Annotated in this window: 1 protein-coding gene; it reads left to right on the forward strand. The window is 54.6% G+C overall.

Going from position 1 to position 1,749, the window contains the following annotated elements:
* Window positions 1–28 precede the first annotated feature (28 nt).
* Window positions 29–1,749: AAA family ATPase (locus NW820_RS08250; protein ID WP_414407210.1), on the forward strand; the 1,721-nt coding region annotated here is incomplete at its 3' end.

The raw sequence follows: 1,749 nt of genomic DNA on the forward strand, positions 1-1,749 counted from the left end.
CATTAGCATCACGGGATCCCGCCCCTCCATGAGCTACTTGGTTATCGACACCGAGGGCAACCCCAACCTCAAAGAAATCGCCCTTATCGACAGCAGCGGCCAGCTCATCTACCACGCCTACACCCAAGAATACTCGCCCCACCACCCCCAGCCCAAGCCCCTGACCCAGATCGTTGCGGATCTACAGCGCTTGACACAAGGTAAAACCCTTGTTTTCCACCATGCAGATCACGACCTAAAAATCCTTAAACAAGCCTTTGACCAAGTTAACCAAGATTGGCTTCCTAACCCCATCTTCTGTACTTGGTCAGCCGCCAAGCAATGTTTTCCCAACCTCGCCGGTTACGGACTCGAGTACCTGAGCAAACATCTTGGGATCCAACTGGAGAGCGGTTACTTCAACTCCAAGTTGGCCCACGACGCCAGCTACGATGCCCTCTTTACCTACCACCTCTATCGCCACCTCACCCACGCTCAGCTCAAAGCCCAGAATGTTCCCAATCCTTTCGCCAACAGCAGAGTTGACAATCCCTTTCAGCATTATCCCGACGAGACCACCATCTATCAGCCTCAGTACCAGCAGCTCACTGCCACCCTACAGGACATCCAACGGGATCCCAACCACCAGAGCCGAGGGGTTGTCTTACTGGGAGAACCTGGATCCGGCAAGACCCACCTGATCATGCGGGTGGCCCAAAACCTCCTGCGCCACAACCGTCTCCTGTTTATCCCTCAGCCCACCCATCCCGACAACATCTACCACCACATCTACAGCCACACCCTGGAATCCCTGCGCGAACGGGTAGATGCCCATCACCACACCCAGCTCGACTACTTGATTGCCAAGAGCTTTGTGGAAATCTTGAAAACCTTCCCCCAAACCTCAAAAACTGAAGAGCTTCTCTCCCTTCTCACGGCGGATCCCCTCAACCTCTTTCATTGCCTGGGAGCAGAAGGCAGCGAGCGTCGTCGTCAACAATGGCAAGCCATTGAAAAACTGGTTCTGCGCTGGTGGGCAGAGCAAAACTTCCTTACCGGTTCCACCGAAAACATTCTCAAGGGCATCATCAAATACTGCAGCTACAGGGATCCCAACCGCCGTCACCAGATCATCCGCTGGCTCAGCGGTACCGACCTGGATCCTGAAGAAACCAACTTGATTGGGTTGCCCCCTTGGAGTGCAGATCTGGATCGCAACACCTTTGCCCTAGAAGGGATGAAAGTCATCGGCAGGCTTTCGCTGCTCGACCAGCCCCTGATCATTGTCTTCGACCAATTGGAAGCTTTGGGCCGAGAAGAAAATCGAGATATCCTCCTCAACTTGGGCGATGCCCTGAAAGAGCTTTTTACCCGTATCCCCAACAGTCTGTTTATCCTCAATCTGTTCCCCGACCGTTGGCAACATTTCCAAACCCAATTTGACCGGGCCACCGTTGATCGTCTCTCCCAAACCGTTCTCTCTCTGGATCCCCCACCTGCTCCCCAGCTTCAAACCCTTCTGCAAACCCGTCTGCCCTCAGGGATCCACCTCCAAGCTCTCTTTACCGCCGATGACCTAAGCGATATCCTCAGCCAACCCTCGATCCGGGCCATTCTCAACCGGGCCTCAGCCTACTATCGCCACTACATCAACGGGATCCCTCTCCCTCCCCAGGTGCAAGTTGTACCCACTGCCAGCAATCTAGCCGCCCGTGTCCAGCGGCTCGAAACTGAGCTGCAAACCCTCAAACAACTGCTCATCCCCCTTCT

It is taken from the genome of Synechococcus sp. R55.7, from assembly GCF_047461955.1.
Lineage (GTDB): Bacteria > Cyanobacteriota > Cyanobacteriia > Thermostichales > Thermostichaceae > Thermostichus.